At 45.3% G+C, this 20,934-nt stretch carries 19 protein-coding genes, 1 tRNA gene and 1 pseudogene; 7 read left to right on the forward strand and 14 right to left on the reverse strand.

The window, feature by feature from the left end:
• The first annotated feature begins 49 nt into the window (after positions 1–49).
• Positions 50–751, forward strand: a complete 702-nt coding sequence (locus tag NDA06_RS08010) for a Crp/Fnr family transcriptional regulator (RefSeq protein WP_190528517.1) — start codon at positions 50–52, stop codon at positions 749–751.
• A gap of 114 nt (positions 752–865) precedes the next feature.
• Here the strand turns inward: NDA06_RS08010 and NDA06_RS08015 are convergent, their stop codons facing one another.
• From NDA06_RS08015 to NDA06_RS08025, 3 genes are all read right to left on the reverse strand, one after another.
• The gene (locus tag NDA06_RS08015; protein WP_190528518.1) at positions 866–1,639 is read right to left on the reverse strand and encodes an EcsC family protein; all 774 of its coding nucleotides are present in this window, start codon (positions 1,637–1,639) and stop codon (positions 866–868) included.
• A 245-nt stretch (positions 1,640–1,884) separates the two neighbouring features.
• A complete protein-coding gene (gene petD, locus NDA06_RS08020) occupies positions 1,885–2,370 on the reverse strand; it encodes a cytochrome b6-f complex subunit IV (RefSeq protein WP_190429071.1) in 486 nt (161 codons plus the stop codon).
• A 121-nt stretch (positions 2,371–2,491) separates the two neighbouring features.
• Positions 2,492–3,388, reverse strand: a complete 897-nt coding sequence (locus NDA06_RS08025) for an AraC family transcriptional regulator (RefSeq protein WP_190985995.1) — start codon at positions 3,386–3,388, stop codon at positions 2,492–2,494.
• A 48-nt stretch (positions 3,389–3,436) separates the two neighbouring features.
• Here NDA06_RS08025 and NDA06_RS08030 point away from each other — a divergent pair, with 48 nt between their 5' ends.
• Complete coding sequence (locus tag NDA06_RS08030) at positions 3,437–3,658, forward strand: hypothetical protein (RefSeq protein WP_190986010.1); 222 nt, start codon at positions 3,437–3,439, stop codon at positions 3,656–3,658.
• A gap of 289 nt (positions 3,659–3,947) precedes the next feature.
• Here the strand turns inward: NDA06_RS08030 and NDA06_RS08035 are convergent, their stop codons facing one another.
• The 3 genes from NDA06_RS08035 to NDA06_RS08045 form a co-directional block, all read right to left on the reverse strand.
• Positions 3,948–5,225 (reverse strand): family 10 glycosylhydrolase, encoded by a 1,278-nt coding sequence (locus NDA06_RS08035; protein WP_190985994.1) that lies wholly within the window; start codon positions 5,223–5,225, stop codon positions 3,948–3,950.
• Positions 5,226–5,243: 18 nt separating this feature from the next.
• Positions 5,244–5,426, reverse strand: a complete 183-nt coding sequence (locus NDA06_RS08040) for a hypothetical protein (RefSeq protein WP_190985993.1) — start codon at positions 5,424–5,426, stop codon at positions 5,244–5,246.
• Positions 5,427–5,527: 101 nt separating this feature from the next.
• Positions 5,528–5,600 (reverse strand) — tRNA-Ala (locus NDA06_RS08045).
• A 172-nt stretch (positions 5,601–5,772) separates the two neighbouring features.
• Here NDA06_RS08045 and NDA06_RS08050 point away from each other — a divergent pair.
• The 3 genes from NDA06_RS08050 (at position 5,773) to NDA06_RS08060 (ending at position 8,882) form a co-directional block, all read left to right on the forward strand.
• Positions 5,773–6,606, forward strand: a complete 834-nt coding sequence (locus tag NDA06_RS08050; protein ID WP_190985992.1) for a rhodanese-related sulfurtransferase — start codon at positions 5,773–5,775, stop codon at positions 6,604–6,606.
• A gap of 531 nt (positions 6,607–7,137) precedes the next feature.
• The gene (locus NDA06_RS08055; RefSeq protein ID WP_242047465.1) at positions 7,138–8,211 is read left to right on the forward strand and encodes a hypothetical protein; all 1,074 of its coding nucleotides are present in this window, start codon (positions 7,138–7,140) and stop codon (positions 8,209–8,211) included.
• 140 nt (positions 8,212–8,351) lie between these two features.
• Entirely contained in the window at positions 8,352–8,882 is a 531-nt protein-coding gene (locus tag NDA06_RS08060) for a hypothetical protein (protein WP_190985991.1), read from the forward strand.
• Between the two features lie 267 nt (positions 8,883–9,149).
• Here the strand turns inward: NDA06_RS08060 and NDA06_RS08065 are convergent, their stop codons facing one another.
• From NDA06_RS08065 to NDA06_RS08090, 6 genes and pseudogenes are all read right to left on the reverse strand, one after another.
• On the reverse strand, positions 9,150–9,647 hold the full coding sequence (locus NDA06_RS08065) for a hypothetical protein (protein WP_190985990.1): 498 nt from the start codon (positions 9,645–9,647) through the stop codon (positions 9,150–9,152).
• A gap of 79 nt (positions 9,648–9,726) precedes the next feature.
• A complete protein-coding gene (locus NDA06_RS08070) occupies positions 9,727–10,071 on the reverse strand; it encodes a cupin domain-containing protein (protein WP_190412689.1) in 345 nt (114 codons plus the stop codon).
• 15 nt (positions 10,072–10,086) lie between these two features.
• Positions 10,087–10,863: a class I SAM-dependent methyltransferase gene (locus NDA06_RS08075; RefSeq protein ID WP_190985989.1), complete on the reverse strand. Its 777-nt coding sequence runs from the start codon at positions 10,861–10,863 to the stop codon at positions 10,087–10,089.
• A 312-nt stretch (positions 10,864–11,175) separates the two neighbouring features.
• Entirely contained in the window at positions 11,176–13,803 is a 2,628-nt protein-coding gene (gene clpB / locus NDA06_RS08080; RefSeq protein WP_348251702.1) for an ATP-dependent chaperone ClpB, read from the reverse strand.
• A 158-nt stretch (positions 13,804–13,961) separates the two neighbouring features.
• A pseudogene (locus tag NDA06_RS08085) lies at positions 13,962–14,187 on the reverse strand (Uma2 family endonuclease); the annotation flags it as partial.
• Positions 14,188–14,288: 101 nt separating this feature from the next.
• Positions 14,289–15,788 (reverse strand): HlyD family efflux transporter periplasmic adaptor subunit, encoded by a 1,500-nt coding sequence (locus tag NDA06_RS08090; RefSeq protein WP_190986689.1) that lies wholly within the window; start codon positions 15,786–15,788, stop codon positions 14,289–14,291.
• A gap of 564 nt (positions 15,789–16,352) precedes the next feature.
• Between NDA06_RS08090 and NDA06_RS08095 the strand changes: the two genes are divergently transcribed.
• On the forward strand, positions 16,353–18,380 hold the full coding sequence (locus NDA06_RS08095; RefSeq protein WP_190986691.1) for a pre-peptidase C-terminal domain-containing protein: 2,028 nt from the start codon (positions 16,353–16,355) through the stop codon (positions 18,378–18,380).
• 104 nt (positions 18,381–18,484) lie between these two features.
• The gene (locus tag NDA06_RS08100; protein ID WP_206755393.1) at positions 18,485–19,102 is read left to right on the forward strand and encodes a hypothetical protein; all 618 of its coding nucleotides are present in this window, start codon (positions 18,485–18,487) and stop codon (positions 19,100–19,102) included.
• 50 nt (positions 19,103–19,152) lie between these two features.
• On the opposite strand, the gene NDA06_RS08105 is transcribed toward NDA06_RS08100, so the two are convergent.
• Both NDA06_RS08105 and xth read right to left on the reverse strand, forming a co-directional pair.
• Positions 19,153–20,028, reverse strand: a complete 876-nt coding sequence (locus NDA06_RS08105) for an SDR family oxidoreductase (RefSeq protein ID WP_190986693.1) — start codon at positions 20,026–20,028, stop codon at positions 19,153–19,155.
• Between the two features lie 49 nt (positions 20,029–20,077).
• The gene (gene xth, locus NDA06_RS08110) at positions 20,078–20,857 is read right to left on the reverse strand and encodes an exodeoxyribonuclease III (RefSeq protein ID WP_190986694.1); all 780 of its coding nucleotides are present in this window, start codon (positions 20,855–20,857) and stop codon (positions 20,078–20,080) included.
• Positions 20,858–20,934 lie beyond the last annotated feature (77 nt).

Below are 20,934 nucleotides of genomic sequence, written 5' to 3' on the forward strand. Positions count from 1 at the left end.
CTCCCATGATTTTCTTGTCGTCTTATCGTCTTCTTAAAGCTCAGAAAAAATGCAGGCAACGGTCGAACAACTTTCTCGGATTTTGGTTTTTGTAGACTTAACTTTGCCAGAATTAGAGCGTTTACAACCCCACACGCAGGTGCAGCACTACAGCCAAACAGAGATTGTCATGCAGGAAGGCGATCGCCTTCCTGCAAAGCTATATGCTCTCCTGAGCGGCTCCTTACAAGTCGTTAAAACGGCAATAACCGGCAAGGAAACGATTCTCCGTACTTTGCCACCAGGGGAAATCTTTGCGGCTCCCGCCTTATTGGGTGATGGAATTGCTCCAGCAACCGTCACTGCTGAGTGTGATTCTCAGATTCTGACGGTAAAAAGAGATGCGCTGCTAGAAGCGATTCAGCAAACCCCGGAAATTGCCTTACGAATGCTGATGGTTTTCAATTCTAGGCTGCAACAACTCCATGAAACGGTGCATGGATTGGTTTCTGAGCGGGCAATTGTGCGCTTAGCTAGATTGATTCAGTATTCTGCAACTCGATATGGTACCTCTCCAGCGGCGGAAGGTCAGTGTTTGAAGGAGAAGCTTTCTTATTATCAAATGGCTCGCAGTATTGGTATTACCTATGAGGAGTGCGTGCGACTATTTAAAAGTTTGAAGCCGGTTATGGCTTACAGTCGGGGTGGAAAAATTACGGTGCTTGATGCACAGAAATTGGAGGCGATCGCATCTGGCACCGTTAATTGGTAAGGAATACGCCGGGTGTTAGGTTTGTCTCGGCTGAAGTTGGTCGCTACTTTGCGATCGCCCAACCAAGAGAGTCATGAAACCTTTTCTTCTTTACCAAACAAGCGCTTTTAGAAGCTAGCTAGCAACACTCCCAACACCATTCCCCTCAGCTTGAGCTTTGAACTTTCTTTTCACTTCGTAGAATCGACAGGCGACAGATCCCAGCGAGTAAAGCAATGCGGCGTTATTCGACGCTCCAACGACAGCACCGATTACAGGCAAGAGTTCGATAAAGCCTAGTCCAACTTTCAGGACTCCAGAACCGCCAACAGACAAACCGAAAATGGCTAGGACTTCGCCTCGTCGAGTTGGATCTTCTAACGAAAAACCGTATGCAGCCGCAATGCGGTAGATCATCTCTGCTTGAAGCGCTGTAACCGCTGCCACATCGACTGCAAACAGAGTGAGCGCTATCGGAGGCACGAAGTTAGTGAGTAATCCAATTCCCCCGCCTTTCAGGGAAGTGTCAACAATAATTCGGTGAGCCAACTGCTCAGAGCTTTCTAGAGGATATTCCTGTCGGAGCTTGTTTACCTCATTCTGAGCTTTTTGGGCATCAACTTGACCCAATGCAGTCGTTAGCCAATTGATGCCTGGAACCTTGGCAGCAAACTTCACGACTGGATTTTCAGCGATTGGGGTGACGATTTTGCCGACGTTTTCCGTTCCCTGCTCCACGAAGCGCACAGCCGCAGATCCAACCGTTTCTCCTACGGCAGTAGTCGTGCTAGTAACGTTTTCAGCAGTAGACTGCAATGTATCAGAAGCCAATTTAGCAAACTGAATTGCTGTAGCGATCGCTTCACTCATTGGGTCTGTGCCTGAACCTTCTTTGCCTGGTACTACCATAGATTTTGGTAACTTTTAAACTTTAGACTGACACCTACTTTACAAAAAGCAAAGACTCCGTAGCCTCTATCCTCTGATAGTGATTGAATCTTCTGAAAGTCTGAAATTCAGTACTCAGTCTCATCGCTCAGTTTTTTACAGATACCAGTCTTTGGAAGTTTAGAACAATAAGCGATCGCGCTTTCTCTGCTAGATTTCGGTGCTGGAGGCGATCGCTTTGAAATAACTGCCACGCTTCAGCAACTTTAGAACAAACCCAAAGTCAGGGATTTGTCAATCGGTAAAGTAGCACCAATTCCTAGCCAGAGTGTAACTAAGGTACCCACTAAGAAAACAACTGTGGCAACTGGGCGACGGAATGGGTTTTGGAACTTGTTAACGTTTTCGATGAAAGGAATTACGATTAAGCCCAAGGGAATCGAAGCATTGAGTACAACTCCCAATAGTTTGTTAGGAACAACGCGAAAGATTTGAAACGTCGGATAGAGGTACCACTCTGGCAAAATCTCTTGAGGGGTCGCAAAAGGATTCGCCGGTTCTCCTACCATTGCCGGATCGAGAACTGCCAGCCCTACACACAATGCAATGGTTCCTAAAATCACTACTGGAAAAATATAAAGCAGATCGTTAGGCCAAGCTGGTTCTCCATAGTAGTTATGCCCCATTCCTTGAGCTAGCTTTGCCCGCAGTTTTGGATCGCTCAGATCGGGTTTCTTCTTGATTCCTGTCATATCACAAACTCCACTGCTGCCATGTAAAGCGAGTTATTTGCTTATGGCTGTTCAGTTTAGCGATCGCTTGATATTGCTGTCTTCCCTATTCTTCTGAAAATGTTCTAATCTTCCAAAAATCTTAGAGAGCGTCCCTATAGGCTTTTGGCGTAGTTGTAGTATATTGACGAAAAACTCTGGTAAAGTGGCTCTGACTCTTAAAACCTACTTGCTGAAGTATTTCTGCAATTGTCAACTCTTGCCTAGCTAGCAGCAATTTAGCTTTCTCAATCCGACATTTGGTTACATATTGATGTGGTGCAAATCCGGTAGATTGTTTGAACAAGCTGGCAAAGTAATGTGGACTCATCTGAACGGTGGCGGCAATTTCAGCCAACATCAAGTCTTGAGCTAAATAGTCGTTGATGTAAGCGATCGCTTCTCTTAACTTGTGAAGAGGTAATCCCCCGGTGTAGTCTGACATGAGCGATCTCTTGACAGAGTATCGCTGTAGCAAATGAGCCGAGAGAGCAGTTGCCATAGACTCAGCATACAGACGACTATCTACTCCACTTGATTCAAGTTCAGTCTTCAGTGACAACCCAATTTGCTGAATCAGTGGATCGTGTATTTTGAATTGCGGTACAATCTCAACTCGATCGGCATCAACTGATTCATAAGCAACACGAGCAAATGTCGTGGGTTCAAGATAAAGATTAATAAACTCTGCTTTGCGATCGCATTTAGCGATTAAATCTGATTGATTTGCCGGAAAAATGCCAACATCATCTTCTGTATAGTACTCACTTTGCCAGTGTCCATTTCTTTTTAGCCTTATCTCGAATTGCCCAACACAGATAGTGATAATATGCTGGGCAAAGCAACATTCCGGAAGTTCGTGAGCAGACTGCCGATGATACGCGAAGTGAATACCTGACCACGCAGAAGTATTACTTGAGAGTACAGGTGCGTTTAGGACAAGCTGCTTCCAAACTTTTTCTTGTGTGAGATCGATATTCGGTAGTTGAGCTTCTGGCATGACTGGTATAGCTGTGCATGGCTATCCTTAGTTTATGGGGTTAACCGAATGAATGTGACATCGGGACACTTTATCCGTGAAAAGAAAAGCTTAAAGCAGTTATTAGAGTTACCTTTTTTGCGATTATTGATTCTGGTACTTACTATTTACCCTGCTATCAGAATGGACAACGATATCGTTCTTTTTCTTGCCGGTGTTGGCGTACTCGTCTTCTATCTCATCTTCTCGGCGCTGACTGAAATGGGGACTAAACTCCCCTGGAAGAAATAGCTAGTTTTGTTGTATGGTGGGCTTCTGCCCACACGTTTTGAAACATTTATAGAAAGATGCGATCGCGTCCTTCTAGGCCTAAAATTATTGAAGATCCGCAATCATCCTTGGGCAGAAAGAAGGGCGATCGCACCTGCTTCTTACGTTACTTTTCACAGTTACAGAACCATTGGAAGCAGGCGTTAGGTAAACATTCTCTCAGTTTTCCGTTTTGGGGCTGCTGAGAAAGCTTAAATTATTCAATCATGTATCGTCAAGAAGTTAGAGGCAAACTGCGGAAATCATTGCCCTACTTAGTGACTGAAATAGCATTTTTGAGAAGAGCAGCAGTCTCTTCTGGTTTTCCGGAAGAGGGAAAAACCAAAATACTCTTAATTTTGGGGTTATTAACCAATTCTTTTAAGCGATACAACTGCTTATCTGAGATAGCTACTCCCTCATACTTTTCGGCGTAATCTAGTTCTTGGTTGAAGTTAGCATCGTTATAAATTTGAATGAAAGCGCGATCGACATTCCAATTTTGCCAATCAGCCGCAAAATAACGTTTACCCCAATAAGGATTATGATGGCAAAGATCAAAACTAACCGTGGGGTTAGCTTTCTTCATATCAGCTCTCATTTGGCGCACAAAATTAGTCAAGTGGGCGGTGCGATCGACTTTTCCAGGTAATTCAGCATGATAACCAAGGTAATCATCCCACTGAACCGCATCGATGTTTGGATACTTTTTGACAAATTCTACTGATATCTTTTTGAAGAAGTTAGCAACTTCTGGGAGTTCTACATCTAGTAAGTAGTGATCGATGCCAGCATAGGTTTTGTCAACTCCAGGCACAATCCATCGTTTAGAAATTGCCAAGTCGAAAATTGGGCTATTTTTATCAATTTTAATGCCCTTTTCAAAATAGGCATGAACTTGCATTCCCTGCTTGTGCGCCTCATCAATCAGCCAATCCAACCATTGATCTTGAAATTGGTTAGGACAACTTTTATATCCGAGTGTTTGCTGCATCACCTCACTGTTATACATCGTGCAACCATTCCCCCACACTCCATGAATAATTGTATTGATTCCTTGAGAACGATAATAACGAACTCGTTCGCGAATCGTTCTTTCGTTAGCATTATTAGTTACTTGATACCGACTTAAATAAATTCCCCTTATTTTCTTTTTCTCCCAAGGATTTTGAGGTGATGGCGAATTTTTGGAAGTTACAGGTAATGCTGAAACTTGTGGTTTGGTTGTTGGTGTGCCAGTCGGAGTCGCTTGCGGAAGGGGCGAATTTGTAACAGGTAATGGTATAACTTGTGGCTTTGTTGTTGGTGTGCCAGTCGGAATCGCTTGTGGAAGGGGCGATTTGACAACCGTTACACCCTGGCTAGGCGCAGGGGTCAAAATAGGAGTCGTTGGTTGTTGATTATTTTGTTGATTATTAGGCAAAAATTGGCTTATATCTAGACGATCTAGCTGCCTAAAACCCCAATAACCAACCCCAAACAAAACGATGATTAATGAAAATGGAATACTCGCACATCCACATCCATTATTTTCTTTTTTAGGTGGCATGATAACAAGGGTGATTGTTCAACTCGGAGAGTAACTCTCTTGACTCAATTGAGGCTTGCTTGCAGTAACCGATACTATGGAAGCGCGGAAGGAAGAATTTAGAGAGAATGGTGGTATATCAAGGTACTTCACTTCGCGATCGCGCAATTCCGCATCATTACGGCGACGAAAACCAACAACCTGTCCTAAGACTGCGTTCATCGTTGTCAGAATTAATTAAATGACACGAATTGGTTTACAACGTCGTTTAACGACATTAATCTGTTAACGACGACAAATAATGTGTTAATCGACAAAATAAATGGAGGTTAGCGGACTCGAACCGCTGACATCCTGCTTGCAAAGCAGGCGCTCTACCAACTGAGCTAAACCCCCAAACTTGAAGTCGGAACTTCAGACACTTTTTTTATATTAGCTCATCTGCTTCCATTAGGGAAGGGGGTAGAGGAAGAAATATTTAGATGCATATCATCACAGAAGCTTACTCTGTTAGGTTAGGTGATGAACCAGCGTAAAACATTTTTACTCATTGCTGTTGAGTGGGGAAATGACCCAAGTTGTTGTAGCTTTCTATAAATTTGTCAAGTTGCCAGATTTTGCCGATAAGCAAGACCCCTTATTGTCGCACTGCAAAAGACAGGGTATTAGAGGGACAATTCTGCTGGCAGCAGAAGGTATTAACGGGACGATCGCGGGTTCTCGTGAAGCAATCGACTCAGTTTTATCATTTTTACGCTCCGATCCGCGCCTAGTTGACTTGGAGCATAAAGAGTCTTATGCCGATTCTCCGCCGTTTGACCGGATGAAGGTGCGGTTGAAGAAAGAAATTGTCACCTTGGGATTGCCGGAAATCGATCCGAGCGATCGCGTTGGCACTTATGTCAGTCCGCAGGAGTGGAACGAACTGATTTCAGATCCTGAAGTAACGATTATAGACACCCGCAACGATTATGAGGTGTCGATTGGTACCTTCAAACGAGCGCAAAATCCCAAAACCGCCTCATTCCGGCAGTTTCCCACCTATGTTCGCAATAACCTCGACCCCAGCAAACATAAAAAGGTCGCTTTATTCTGCACTGGCGGGATTCGCTGCGAAAAAGCGACATCGTTTATGATGGCTCAAGGGTTCCAAGAGGTTTATCACCTCAAAGGCGGCATTCTCAAGTATTTAGAGGAAGTTTCCCCAGAAGACAGTCTCTGGCAAGGGGAATGCTTTGTCTTCGATCAACGGGTTGCTGTACGCGAGGGTTTGGAGATAGGAACGCATGAAATGTGCCCTCGTTGCGGTCATCCTATCTCCGAAGCGGATCAAACTTCGCCTGATTATCAGCAAGGGATTTGCTGTCCCTACTGTTGCGATCGCTTCACCCAGGAAAAATAGGTAGCACCGTAACAAAGGTGGCGACAAATTAATTTGGGCAGATTCTCAGGATACGCGATCGCAGTGCAAAGCTTACCTTGCAAGCGGCTGTGTTTTCCTTGTTGCGACATCAGCTTGGAGTGCTAAGTCTGTCCGCCCTATCCTGGTGGGTATAAGCGCGATATAAGGGCGATCGCTTCCATGCATTGCAGACATGGATAAATAGCGATCGCTCTTATCCTTGCACAAGAGAAGATGGGCGATTCCCTGCGGGATAGCTTTGCTTCACGGAAATTTTACTTAGGCGGATAATTTCCGTACATAATTCAATATTTTAGAAGTTTTAATGAAGTTTGATTTGCTGTTCTTGACGGTTTCACAAATAGTAGCTTTCAATATAGTTAACTCGTGTTGGATGTTACAAGGCTAGAGTGAAATTTCCCAGTATTTCAGGGGAATAAAAGAGGCGTTCGCGCCTCTTTTATTTAAGCTGCATTGTATAGGCACTGGTTATACATATTAATTGTCTTGAGTTTTTTACTTAACGAATAAATGTTTAAAATTAATATCCAGGAAATAGAAGCTGTAAGTTCTAGGTTCCAAGAAACAGCCTCAGAGATTGTTTCAAATACTCAAGGTGCAGTATCAGAGGCAATCTCAACAACCCAAGAGGCTACAGATAGTGCAATTCAAGAGGTTTCCAACTCAGTCACTTCCATAGCTTCTACGTTTCAAAAAACAGCATCAGAGATTGTTACAAATACTCAAAATGCAGTATCAGAGGCGATCTCAACAACCCAAGAAGCTGCGAGTAATTTAATTATTGAGGCTCAACAAACTTCTAGCGCCGTTACTGGCGCTGCAACAATTGCTGCACAAGAGGCATTCAAAGTTGCTCATAATATTAAATTTGAGAACTTACCTCACAACTTACAACTGAAATTTCACCGAGCTGGGGTACGCGAAGGCATTCGTAATGTTCAAGAAGCTGCCAAGGTGTATGAGACGATTCCAGCACAAATTCGCGCTCAAGGATATGAGGCGATTCGCGAGTTTTGCAGTGATAAGGATTGGAGCCATATAAAAGCACACGTTAACGGTGGAGGAAAAGAAGCTTCAAACGGCATCTTCGAGAACTTCCGAATCAACCGATCTCGTGGTGGAGTTGATATGACTCCTGAAGAACTTGCAGCAGCACGTAAAGTCCTTGGCGATGCAGCTTTCAAAGCAAGTGTAGAGCAAGTAATTGGAGCCGTTGTTCAAGGTGCTTTGGTAGCAGCGGTGATTGAGCTTGTCTTCTCAACTTTAGAAAATTCACTGTCCTTTGCTGAAGGAAAAATTACGCAAGATGAGCTAATTCGTAACGTTGCAGTTGCAACAGCAAAAGCTGGATTAGCTGGTGGTGTAGTTACAGCTATTTTGATGGTCATCTGTATGATTTTTCCACCAATTGCGGCTCTACTTGGTTACGCTGCTATTCCTCTTGCAGTGATTGGTATCGGCTTCATGTGCGTTCGCGCCTGGGAAATTTTCATCCGTGCGGATAAGCTCTTTGGCATTACTGAAGAACTGGAAAAATTTATACAAAACATTGAGCAATCAGTCTTAAATTTTGACGCGATGTGAGAAGCGATCGCTCTTTGTTAAACTCAGTTTATACGCACTCAGCTCCTATCAAAAAATCTCCAATTTTGAATGAACGGTGGGAGCGATCGCGCTAATTAGTTAACCAATAATTCTAGAAGTCTTTAAATATGATAGGAAATATGGCTGCTGGTGCATTTTATCCTTTGACAGGCTTGTTTGAGACTCTTATCAAAGAAGTTTATGCTGAGAAGCAAAGAAAGCATGAACAGCGAATGAAAGAACTTCAAATTATTGCTGATTCTAGCCTTCGCGATGCCTATGTACAGCAGCTTTTACTTGATAAGTTTCTTGCTCCTGTTGAAAATGCACAGCATCAAATTCAAAATACAGCTAAACACGCACAGTATTTAGCTGAAACCTTTAACTATTACTATCAAGACCACAGCGCAACAAAAGAAGAAGCGAAAGAAATATGTTATCAACTTCGGGTTTTGGCAATTAATATCTCTCAAGTTGATTCACTCTATGAATTAAAAGTAATTTATCAAGCAGCTACTCTGTTTGTTTATCAATTATCAAGATTTCAACACAAAGAACGCAAATACTCTTTAGAGAGAGCGCTCCGCAAAAACATATTAGATGTATTAAATACTTGCATTGCTGTTGAGATAAATTTTCAAAGACGAATTGATTTTATGGGTGTTAACTGAGGTGAAAATTGCCAGAACAAACCAGAGAAACTGAGCCAAGAATTAGAAACTAGATAAAAGAATCACGATTGTGCTGTGTCATCGACGCATCAGTAAAACCTCGGCCTGTACCAAGTTTGCAAGTTGAGAGAGGGACGCTTTTTAGCTTCTGGTTGCGTGGTTCAGATGCGATCGCTTACTGGTTTCATGGTTTGTTCTCCTTTCCACACTGGAGATAAGAGCGAAGTCTGAAAGAGGGCGACTACAGTGCAGCCACCCTTAACAAAATTAGGAAACTAATGAGCGATCGCCAACACCAACTCGATCGCGATCGCGGGCATCAACTGCAAGTACGAGACACAAAGCAGCGATCGCTGTTTGCCATTCCTGACGCACTTGGGCATCCTCTACAGCCTCAAATAATCCTACCAGGCGAGGAGTTGAGCGTTCTAGAGCGGGACGGGGAACTGGACGATGCAGCTCAACTAAGCGCATCAGGCTTTCCTGACGCTTTAGGAAATTAACCACCCATTGAGTCGTATGATCGGGGCCATCTGGGACGCGCTGCACCTTTAACTCGTTTTTGAGCCAATCATAAAAAGGCGGTAGCTTGTCTTCCAAAACGGTCTTTGCTAGAGGCAAAGTTTGTTGCAGCAACGGGATATTTAAACTGTCTAGTTTCTGCTGAATTGCAGGCGAGTTGAGCAAATCCTGCAAGCTGAGTGAGAGTAGGGTTTCTACTTCAGAAGTCGAGAGATTGAGGTGTTGAGTAAAGGTATTCAGCATGGTTAATTTCTTGGTGACTGAGTATTAGTATTGCAGTTTGAAGATGGTGGGACTATGAGCTACCTCAGTTAGTCGCCACTTATTTTTGTTGGGGATTTTCCGAAAGCGTCAGCAGAAAAGCTAGATTTTCTTCGGCTTTCAAAGCGTGGGGAGCATTGGCAGGCATGAAGATAAAACCGCCCGGCTCAAGTGCTATTTCTTGCCTTTGCAAAGTTAATAGCCCTCGCCCTTCAATGACGTGGACGGTTGCATTTCGAGGCGAGGAGTGTTCAGAAATATTTGTACCTGCGGCTAGACACAACAGCGTGTATTGACAGCAGGAATCTTTAAGCAAAACTTTGCTGAGGACTCCCTGCTGGGGATACTCAATCTTTTCTGACAATTGAATCGCTAAAGATGGATGAGGTATCAGTGTATTAGTCATGATTGATTCACTTTTTTAGGCGCGTTTTGCACGTAGGACGATGTAACCCAAATCCTGTTGATATTGCTGGAAGACACGGCGCATTGCCAAAACTCGTTTCCGCAGCGCTGGGCGCGTCAGAACATTCCACAGAATCCGGAGGGTATCCATAACGCCTTCGTCTTGAAGTACCCGATGCAGATTCAACAAACCCATTGACCCGGTTTGATGCTGTTGTACTTGCAGTCCGGCAGCTTCACAAGCAGCCAGCCAATTTGCCTGGGATAACGGGGTAGAATTGACCCGAATTACCTGTGCTAAAGCTTGATGAATCTCTGCTTCCTGGTTACGGGCGAGTAATTCGTGGCAAAGAAATTTGCCTCCTGGCTTCAAGCGATCGCGTACCCCAGCCAAAATCTTGGCTTTCCCTGGTACAGATTGCATGGTTAGAATCGCTTCTGCCAAAACATAATCAAACTGTTCGGAAATTACATCTAGGTGGAACACATCGCCCTCAATGATTTCCACCTGGCCTGTTAACCCCGCCACCTCAATGTTGGAACGGGCACGGGCTACACTTTCGGGGTTTTTCTCCACGCCGACCACCCGCACGCCGTAGCGTTGAGCCAGAGCGATCACGCTGTAGCCAAAACTAGAAGCTAATTCCAGAACTGTCTCACCTGCTTGGAAGTCTGCCCACTCAAACAATTGCTCTGTCGCAATTCGTCCGCCGGGTCGCAACATTTTCTTGCCGGCTGCGGCTAGAACTTGATGTCCGGTGGCGGTTTGGAAGTCGAGGGTAGCGTTGGTCATTTCCTTGACCCTCCTGTGTGGTGATATCTTCACTTTGACAGGAGGTTTCGAGTACGTCTTTGAGCTAGCTCATACTAGGAAAATTATCTACAGCAGTTCTCTATTAGATGTAGTACAGTTCCACCCCACCCTGCCCTTTCCGCGAACGGGGAAGGGTTCAAGATTTGCCCCTCTCCGTCAACGGAGAGGGGTTGGGGGTGAGGTTCCTTAGAATTGTGGATTCAATTTTAGTAAAGTTCACGTTTTGTAGGGGCATGGCACATTGCCATGCCCCTACCGATCGCTAGGGATAAACGGTTAACTAAGCGTCAATTAGCTGGACTGAGTGGCTAGTAAATCAGCAGGGAGACGCTTGAAGGCAAGGCGCTCATTTTCCACATCGACAAAGATGGTGTCGCCGTCGTTGAATTCGCCTCGCAAAATCCCTTTAGCGATTTGCGTTTCCAGTTCCCGCTGAATCGCACGCTTGAGCGGACGCGCTCCATAAACGGGGTCGTATCCGACTTCCGCTAAGAAGTAAAGGGAAGCATCGGAAAGTTTCAGGGACATCTTGCGATCGCTCAACCGTGATTCGAGTCGCTTGACTTGCAACTGCACAATCTGCCGCAATTCCTGCTTGTTCAAGCCGTGGAAGATGATAATCTCGTCGATCCGGTTCAGGAACTCCGGACGGAAACTTGTCCGCATCGCATCCATCACCCGACTCCGCATTTCTTCGTACCGAGATTCATCGCTAGCAATATCTAGGATGAATTGCGATCCGATATTGCTGGTCATGATAATAATCGTGTTCTTGAAGTCTACCGTATGACCGTGAGAATCGGTGACGCGACCATCATCCAGAATTTGCAGCATGATGTTGAACACATCCGGGTGCGCCTTTTCGATTTCGTCGAACAGCAACACCGCGTAGGGACGACGCCGGATGGATTCTGTCAGCTGTCCGCCTTCGTCATAACCGACATAGCCGGGAGGCGCACCAATTAAGCGAGAGACGCTGTGCTTCTCCATATACTCGGACATATCGATCCGTACCAAGGCTTCTTCTGTATCGAACAGGTAAGCTGCCAAGGCTTTTGCGAGTTCTGTCTTCCCGACGCCCGTGGGACCGAGGAAAATGAAACTAGCCGTTGGGCGATTCGGATCGGCTAAACCAGCACGCGCCCGCTGGATGGCATCGGCAACTGCTGTCACCGCTTCGGCTTGCCCAATCACGCGCTTGTGCAGTTCATCTTCCAATTGCAGAAGTTTTTCTTTCTCCGATTCCACGAGTTTGCTGATGGGGATACCAGTCCACTTGGAAATGATTTCAGCAATGTCGGACTCGGTGACTTCTTCTCGTAAAAGTGACTTACCACTATGCTGAGTTTGAACGAGTTGGGCTTCTGTCTCTTCTAGCTGATGTTGCAATTCGGTCAACTTGCCGAATTTCAGCTCAGCGGCTCGGTTAAGATCGTATTCTCGTTCTGCTTGTTGAATTTCCACATTCACCCGGTCGATTTCTTCTTTCAGGGTTTTGCGGCGTTCGAGAACGTCTTTTTCAGCTTGCCACTGTGCATTCAGTGTTCGTTGATCCTCTTTGAGATCGGCAAGTTCTTTTTCCAGTCTTTGTAACCGTTCTCTAGAAGCAGGATCGCTTTCTTTTTGCAGCGATAGCCGTTCCATTTCCAACTGGAGGATCTTACGGTCGATTTCGTCGAGTTCCTCTGGTTTAGAGGTACTTTCCATCTTCAATCGCGCTGCCGCTTCATCTACTAAGTCAATCGCTTTATCTGGAAGGAAGCGATCGCTAATATATCGAGTAGATAGCGTTGCCGCTGCCACTAACGCACTATCAGAGATTTTCACGTTATGGTGCGTTTCGTAGCGATCTTTCAAACCCCGTAGAATCGAAACCGTATCTTCTACACTCGGCTGATCGATATAAACTTGTTGGAAACGACGTTCTAGCGCGGCATCTTTTTCAATGTATTTGCGATATTCATCCAGGGTGGTTGCACCGATACAGCGCAACTCACCCCGCGCCAACATCGGTTTGAGCAAGTTACCCGCATCCATCGCGCCTTGAGTCGCACCCGCACCGACAACGGTGTGGATCTCATCGATGAACATGATAATGCTGCCCTGAGAATCGGTGACTTCCTTGAGAACCGCTTTCAAGCGTTCTTCAAATTCACCCCGATATTTGGCACCCGCAATCAACGCACCCATATCCAGCGCAATCAGTTTGCGATCGCGCAACGACTCAGGGACGTCCCCGCTGACAATTCGCTGTGCTAAACCTTCAGCGATCGCCGTTTTACCTACCCCCGGTTCCCCAATCAGGACAGGGTTATTCTTGGTGCGGCGCGAAAGAATCTGAATCGTGCGGCGAATCTCATCATCGCGCCCAATTACCGGATCTAACTTCCCTTGGCGAGCGAATTCTGTCAAGTCGCGCCCGTATTTTTCTAAGGATTCATACTTGCCTTCTGGATTTTGGTCAGTCACTTTTTGGCTCCCGCGAACTTGGGCGATGATAGTTCTTAGCTTGTTTTCGTCCAGCTTAAATTCTTGAAACAAAGCCTTACCAAAGCGATCGTCTTTGGGATAAGCCAGCATCATGTGTTCGATGGAGATAAAATCGTCTCCATACTCTTTGCGAAATGCTTCAGCCCGATCCAGCAGAGAATCTAAGCTACGTCCGACATAAACTGAGGTGCTACTGCCGGAAGTTTTTGGCTGACGCTTGATGAAATCTTCGGTGCGTTCTCTGACTCGCGACACATTTACGCCCGCTTTGTTCAGAATACTGCTGACGAGTCCTTCTTGCTCCAGCAGTGATTTCATCAAGTGTTCGCTTTCGATTTGTTGATGCTGGGCAGATTTAACAATATCTGGGGTGCGAGTGATGGCTTCCCAGGCTTTTTCTGTAAATTGGTTGGGGTTGGTTGGTTGCATAAGGAGTTACTCAATTAATAAACCCTAGAGACACCCATAACATACAGAAATTTGCAGTTCATCCCACTTATGGCTGTCCCTATCAGTCATTGTAAGTAGACTGGCTACACTCTTAGGATCGGTGTTCACGGCTTTTAGATAGGTATCTCCGTCCGTTTTTAAGCTTCCGGTTCAACTCCAAGCGCCCGTAACTGTGCTGCTAATCGCTCGGCGCGTTGACTTTCATGCTCAGCGCGTTCGTAACCCGTCAACAAGAGATTTCCTTCTCGATCCCACCAGCGCAACCAGGGCAGCGTAGCATTTTGATATTCACCCTGCCAAATTCCCAACTCTACTCCTAGAAGTGAATATTGGATAGTGCCCCCGCTCGTTAGCACTCTCAATTGGATTTTTATGCCCATAACGATTAATTTCTGTTATTAACTCTTAGATACCAGCTTTTTATTCATCACTGCCTGTTGTTGGTGCAAATAGCGGAAGCCAAGCTAGGACCTTACCGAAAAGGCTTCGCTAAAGCGGCGAGTCACCGGCTCAATTAAGAAAGTGAGAACTGATTTTTTGCGCGTAATAATTTCTCCAGTTGCCGCCATACCTGGAGTAAAAGCAACTTTTTGATTTTGCACATGAATTGAATTTTGTTTAAGCTTAATTCGGGTGGGGAAAACTAAGCCTAATTCTTGATCAGCGATCGCATTCGGACTCACTTGCACCACTTCACCCTCAACTGTGCCAAATTCCTGAAACGGGAAAGTAGCCATTTTGACTTTTGCCTTCATTCCCTTACGGATAAAGCCAATATCGCGGTTGAGGACTTTTACTTCTACTAACAATTCTTCGGATTCCGGAAGAATCGATAACAACTCCTCTCCCGCCTGCACCGACCCTTTGGTTGCTTTGACACTGTAGACTGTCCCTGTAACCGGAGACTCGATGGTTTCTACTTCTCGCTGCTTTTTCGCTACCTCCAACTGACCAGCAACAGTGGTTAGTTCTTCTTGGCGCTGGTTAAACTCACTTAGAATTTCACTTTGACGCACAGACTTTAATTGGTCTGCCTGATTGCGAACAGATTGATACGCTTGTTCAGCTTGGCGAATCGCTTGCACTTGAGCAGCGATATCTTTTTCCAGGGACGTTATTTTGTCCTGAGCTTCCGTGACTTTGTTTTGAACATTCGTAATATTATCTTGAGCTGTAGTGACTTCAGCTTGCGCTCTGACGACTCTCTCTTGTGCATCAACGTAATCGAGTCGAGGGACAGCACCGGGAATTAGGAGAGTGGTAAGCGCCTTTTCTCTTTTTTCGGCTAAAGCGAGGCTGTTGTTCGCTTTGTTGAGAAGGCTTTTGCTGTTGGCGAGATTGGTTTTGGCGTTGACGAGGTTGATTTTGGCGTTGACGAGGTTTTCTTGCAGGCGGGTGAGGCGAACTTTGGCTTCATTGATGACTGCAATTTGGCGATTCGCTTCTGCGATCGCACCCGCTCTTTTTGCTTCAAAATCTTGTAGCCGAGCGGTTAAAAGCTGCTCTTGCAAAGCGGTTCCGGCAGTTGCAGCTCCAGTGCGTTCGGCTTCCAGACGTCCTAAATCTTCCCGAATCAGCTGGGTAGATTTAGCGAGGCGGTCAACTTCTGCTTGCGGCAGATCGGGGTCGCGTTCGATCAGGATATCGCCTTTTTTAACGCGATCGCCTTCTTTGATTTTTACCGCTTTGATTGTGCCTCCTCCTAGCGATCGCAGGGGTCGCACTTGCGTTGAGGCAATCAGTTCGCCGGGAGCGATCGCGACTTCATCCACTTGGCTGTAGTGTGCCCAAGCGATCGCCCCAAATACCAGTAAGCTAATGCTTGCTGCCAATAACCGCGTGTACAGTGGCGGCAGCTCTTGCACTGCTTTCCCTAATTCATAGGAGAGTGAATCCTCTGGATTCGCTAGCTGCTGTCTTGTTTGACGAGCTTGAGCAGGTGTTGACGCTAAGGGCGATCGCATAAAATTTTGACTCAAATGCTTTGAGCGGGCAGAGAGACACTCTAGCTGTGATTCTATCGACTGAATCCGGCAATGGATTGTCGAAAATTAAGAATTTTGGCGTAAGTTATTGTAATTGTAAGTAAATTTACGCGAAAAACTATTGTCCCTCTCCCCTTAGAGAGATTTTGATCGAGTTATATATAAGATACTTTTTTGAATTGTTGGGTGCATTTAAAACCGTGAATGTGGTGAGCAAGACCTTAGAGACGCTTGGCATCGACATATCGCGGCAAATCCTCAGATATTCAATAATTTCGATTACCTCACTATCGACAATTGGCGCAACTTCAATTTTTGCATTCATGGCTTGAGAGAAAGTGCTAGTTGTTGCGTTCAGATAATTTAAAAACCACTGTTGAGTCAATTAATATAGCTTTATTTATTGCGCTTGCGATCTTAGCATTCTTAAAAATGTTCTGTCTCTAGCTTTGAGGAATTACCCCGTTGTTGCCCAATTTTGTGAAGACTTAAAATTGGTAATATATCAGTCTTACGATGCTCCATCGTGGAGAAACCAAGCAAATGTTAAATGGATTTAAATTTTCAAATGAGCGCCAGTTTTTAAGTGCAGATTTCGCTAATTTTGCACCGCTAGAGTTTGATTCAAAAATAGCCGGAATCTGGTCAGGATTTAGAGGGCTGGGCGATCTGCTACAGCAAAGAAGTCTATTTAAAAGTAGCGCGATCGCTGCGGCTTCTACCGTCAGTGAGGTCGGCGGTACAATTGACACCACCGACCTGAAAAACCCCATCCGTGGCGGTAGCCTTCGGGATGACTATCTGTTGACTGGCATTAGCGCCGGAGAGCAGGTGGAGGTGAAACTAAACTCCACAGAATTTGACGCTTACCTGCAAGTGGTAAATGCCTCTACTGGAGCGGTTGTTACCTTCAACGATGATTTTGAGGGTCTGAACTCTCAAGTAACTTTTACAGCCGCTCAGGGTATTGATTACATTGTTCGATCCACGACTTATGAACCAGATGCTACTGGTAACTATACTCTTCGTAGCAATTTGGGAGTCCTCAAACCAGCGTCTCCCATCAGTGGAAACCAAAGCTTTAGCGGCGCGATCGCGAATAGCGACCCAAGCAACCCCATTCGTGAAGGCAGTTTTTACGATGGCTATGTGTTAGGCGATTTAGTTGCCGGTCAGCAGGTGCAGGTGAACCTTGATGTGCCCAGCTTTAATGCCTACCTGCAAGTGGTGAATGCTGGAACCGGAGCAGTTGTTGCAGAAAATAATGATTTCAGCGGTACGAACTCCCAGCTAACTTTCACGGTTGCTGAGGGCATTGATTATATTCTGCAAGCTACAACTTTTGAAAAGGGTGCGACTGGCGGCTACACTCTAACTACTAAGATCGCTAGTATTCCAGACCCTTTAGATCCCGGTAATACTCTAGGAACCGCAAAAGATCAAACTTCAGCGGTTTTCTCAAACAACCAACAAGTCAATGCTAGCGATCGCGATGACTTTTACAGCTTTAATGTTGCTCAATCTGGCATCTTTACCGCTAATTTATCTGCATTGAGTGGTGATGCCGATGTCCGACTAATTCAAGACAGCAATAACAACGGCATTATCGATCAAGGTGAAGTATTGGGTTGGCAATGGGAGCGCGGGACTAGCAACGAATCAATCCGTCGTTTCCTGAGTTCTGGTAATTACTTTTTGCAAGTAATGAGCTATAACAACCAAACTGCTAACTATTCTGTGGCGACTACCTTTACTGCTGCTACCAGCGATCCTCTCAGTTTTTCAATCAAAGTCAATTTTGGTCAAGGCTTGGGTAGTTTGAGTACAGAAGCTCTCAATGCTATTACAGAAGCTGCAAAAGTTTGGGAAAAAATTATTCCTTACAGCACCTTTAGCGATTCCCAAATTCTAACCATTGATGTTACGGGAGATACTTTTGGTGAAGATGAATTTCTTGCTTTCGCGGGGCCAAAAGCTTTAGCCTTCGATGCTTTTGGTAATCAAATGACGATATCAGGAGCTTCAACGATTAACACAAGCTTGGCAAATACATACAACAACAATCCAAGTTTCTTACAAGAAACGATGGTCCATGAATTTGGTCACGTTCTAGGAATTGGAACACTTTGGTCAGATTACGGACGCGATTTCATTAATGTCTCCGATGCGACATATAGTGCTAATACCTATGCAGGGTGGGCTTATGGAGAATTAAAAGGTACATTTTTACAAACTGCTGTTCCCGTTCAAAAAGGCGTGTTTGGTCATTGGGATGAAAATGTCTTTGACAATGAATTAATGTCACCTATTGCTGAAAAAAGCTCAGAGTTATTGAGTCAATTAACGATTGCTTCTTTAAAAGATATTGGGTGGAATGTGAACTATGGGGGAGCTGAATCTTACACTCTACCTGGATTCAATACTCTTTCAAATTCATTAAATGCTAATGCTTCGCTGATTAATTCATCTTTTCCTTTACGCTGTGGCTGTGCCGCTCACTTAGCATCTTCAAGCTTAGCGACACTCGGAGCTTCGAGCTTAGCTGAGCATATATTTGGTAAAGTGGCTTAATTCTCATCTTTCAAAATAATGCACAACCCCATAGGATTTAGAAACCTCTAATGAGCTTTTGAGTCAAATTTGCTATATTCCAAAATCCTGAGAGGAATTCTTTTATGGATTTTCTAACCTGCGTGACTTGCATAATGCTAGGAACTCATACTAAGTTGCTTTCAGACATAGTAGGTTGGGAACCGGCACGAAACGTAGAGTTTCTGCCCTTGAGCAACGTGGCGATTGAGGTAACGAAACCCAACAAGCTGTTAGAGTTGGGCTTCGCGCTCGCTCAAACTAACCTACGATCTTCTCCTCAACAAAGTTTAAGCAGGGAAAGGCAAGTTGAGAGCAATTCTCAAAGAGCGAAGATGACGATGACAATTAAGTTGCTTCCCTACGAAATTTTAGCGGGAACCACAATTAGCTATGCTGATATTTCCCTGGGTTTTACCAATCCATCTAAAAAAAATCAGTTGATTGAAATTAGCCAGATAGAAATAGTGCCAGCGAAATCCGAGGAAGTTCTTATGAGTGCAACTCCTCAAGAATTAGAACGTCCCGCTAAAGTAGTGCTAAAGCCAGGAGAAAGTAAAGTATTGGAGTATCGCCTCAAATGCAAATCGAAAATTTATCGGCGGGGTGAGAACGCGATCGCTCGCATTCACTATCAACTAAATGGTCAAACCCAAACCGTTGCTCAGTCAGATTCTCAAGCAGTTGCCTTTATGATTCCTTAAAATCACCAGACAAGCCTGAAGCACGGTAATAGCTGCATCTAGCGGTGCAATCAAGTACCCAGGTAACGGCGCAAGAAAGTCTCTAGGGATTCCATCTTCATGCCAAAAATCGACTCTAAATGCTCAACTTCCTGGGGTGTGCAGAAAAATTCATTATCCAGTAACGTCCGGAGAGTTCCCAAAGCTTTAGACGCTTGAGGATTCAGCAATCCCAGCGCCCCGCGTACCCCATCAAACACCAATAACGGTGGGTTAATCACGATCGGTTCCTGGTTGAAGATGCGACTAAAAATGCGAGGAATATCTTGGCGCTGGAGGATATCTGGGCCTCCCACAGGGAAAATTTGATTCCGGGCACCTTCAACATTTACGGAGTTTATCGCAATCCTTGCTAAATCATCGGTACTCACAATCGAAGTCCGACTTTTGGGATCGCCGATAAGCAAATAAATCCCAGTATCCCGAAACCGTTCTGCTAGGGGTAAAAGGTTAGAGGCAAAACCTGAAGGACGGAGGATGGTGTAATTGAGTCCGCTGGCTTGGAGATACTTTTCTACTTCCCGCTTCGCCTTAAAGGATGGTGCGTCTTCGTACCCGCGATCTGCTCCCAGTACCGAGATGAAAACAAAGTGCTGGACGCCAGCTTCTTTTGCCCGGTCAATGAGTTCAATATTCGCTCGGTAGCCTAACGCTTGAGCATCGCTCTCACCACCGTGAGCGGCGATGATGTACTGAATGCCTTGGCAAGCTTTTTCAATATCTTTATCGCGCTGCAAATCACCAATAAAAATTTCCGCTCCTCGGTGTTCCAGTTCGCTGTAACGGGATGTCAGGCGGACAAATGCTCGCACCGGCATTTCCCTCTCCCGCAGCTGCCGCACAATTCGGCGTCCGAGTCCGCCTGTAGCTCCAGTTACTAAAAACATGATTTTAAGTTCCTAATCAATTTTGGGTATGGGATTGATGCTGGAAAATTTAAAATTCTACAATTACGGGGGTATGGTCGCTGGGTTTGGGCAGTTTTCTGGGGGAGCGATCGATGGTGCAGCTGGATGAACGTTCGTAAAGGTCTGGCGTCAAGTAGTGATGGTCAATCCGCCAACCCCAGTTGCGTCGAAACGCTCCGGTTCGATAGTCCCACCAGCTGAAGTGTCCTGTTTCTATTGTGAATTTTCTAAAGGCATCTGCCAAACCCAACTCTAAAATGCTGCTCAAGGCTTGACGCTCTACATCGGATGCCATAATCCGACCCTTATAACTGAGTGGATCGTGAATATCTCGGTCTTCGGGCGCGATATTGAAATCGCCGCAGATACAGAGGGAACTGGGCTGTTTTTCTAGCAGTGTTTGCAGGTACTCGCGGAGAATTTTCAGCCAAAGCAGTTTGTATTCGTATTTCTCGCTACCGACGGCTGAGCCATTGGGCACGTAAAGATTCACGATGCGGACGCCATCGAGAACGCCAGTAATGACCCGCTTCTGTTCGTCAAAATCCTCTTTCCCCAAAATTGGGGCAAACCCGGTGGTGACATCCTCAAGGGGCGCACGGCTGAGAAGAGCAACCCCGTTATAAGATTTTTGACCGGAAATGTAGAGATTCAGCCCTAGCTCCTCAAAGGGCGATCGCGGAAAATCCTTATCTACGACTTTAGTTTCTTGCAGACACAGGACATCGACCGGATTATCCTGCAACCACTGCACCACCTGCTCTAAGCGGCTGCGAATCGAATTGACGTTCCAAGTAGCAATTTTCATGGGTCATTCACGATTGGTCATTGGTCATTGTTCATTAGTCATCGGTCATTGACAACCGATGACCGATGACTAATGAC

This window comes from Trichocoleus sp. ST-U1, from assembly GCF_039961835.1.
Taxonomy (GTDB): Bacteria; Cyanobacteriota; Cyanobacteriia; order Cyanobacteriales; family FACHB-T130; genus FACHB-T130.